We start from the raw sequence: 506 nt of genomic DNA on the forward strand, positions 1-506 counted from the left end.
GTTTGTTTTTTGGTGAGTGTTAGATGAACGTCCAGATCGAACTCTCCGCTAGATGGCAAACGTAAGCCCGAAAGAATACCATTGGAATCCAAATCCTTTACCCGTATGACATAGTTCCACCCTTTGCGTTCAATATGCGCGAAATTGTTGTAACTTTCATAACCGCGATCGGCAGTAACAATGGTTTTTCCCTTGATGGGGGAGCGGTCAACCATAGCAGCCAGCGCCCTTCCCTCGTTGCACAACCTTCGTGGCTGAACAATGGCATCCACGTAAAGTCTGTTGCACAAGTCATAGGCTGCGTTCAAATGCAGAAGGTTAAAGCCTTTCGTGTTCGGTTGACTTTGAAAATAGGTGTCCGTGTCCGCAGAGTCAGTTGCAATATTCAAATCCGAACCGTCAACGGCAAGTAATCGATACCCACGGTAGTCCTTGATAGACGTATACGATTGCGTAAATTCGTGAAACAAGAATTCCACAGCAGACGGCAGGATTTTATTTCGCTG

General features: G+C 46.2%; 1 protein-coding gene. It reads right to left on the bottom strand.

All coding sequences use genetic code 11. From position 1 onward, the window contains the following. The coding region (locus tag ACFPPD_RS08305) for a transposase (RefSeq protein ID WP_378081835.1) at positions 1-506 on the bottom strand (506 nt) is incomplete at both ends.

The organism is Cohnella suwonensis (genome assembly GCF_042655365.1).
Lineage (GTDB): Bacteria > Bacillota > Bacilli > Paenibacillales > Paenibacillaceae > Cohnella > Cohnella suwonensis.